The organism is Pseudoalteromonas sp. HM-SA03 (assembly GCF_002289345.1).
Lineage (GTDB): Bacteria > Pseudomonadota > Gammaproteobacteria > Enterobacterales > Alteromonadaceae > Pseudoalteromonas.
Genome location: NZ_NSDG01000175.1, coordinates 1 through 392 on the forward strand (window position 1 = coordinate 1; position 392 = coordinate 392).

Below are 392 nucleotides of genomic sequence, written 5' to 3' on the forward strand. Positions count from 1 at the left end.
GGATTGACCGACTGCTGATCCATGAGAAGTTTTGCCTTTTCAACAATCTGTGAACGGCTGATAACTCGTACTCAATGTGAAAAGACTCAGATATATACTGCTGAATATCTTCTAGTGTTAGCCGACCACCTTCCGTGCGGTCTATAGAGTCGAGTACATATGCTTTAAGCTGCTTCAGTTGTGCATCATCCAGTTTGCAAGGGCGGCCCGAGCGAGGTAGTTCTTCCAGGCCTTCTAATCCATAGTCGAGATAGTCTTTCACCCACTTGTTTACGCTCGTACGACTGACCTTTAAGTATTCAGCAATCTGATAGCGAGATTTACCTTCAAAGAAATGAGCCAACGCGAGCATGCGTACTTTCTTTCTGGGATCTTTAGTCTGTTTGGAGAGC

Annotated in this window: 1 protein-coding gene; it reads right to left on the reverse strand. The window is 45.2% G+C overall.

What is annotated here, in order from left to right; translation table 11 throughout:
* Positions 1-392, reverse strand: a 392-nt coding sequence (locus CKO50_RS23185; protein ID WP_141240181.1) for a helix-turn-helix domain-containing protein, incomplete at both ends; no start/stop codon positions are given.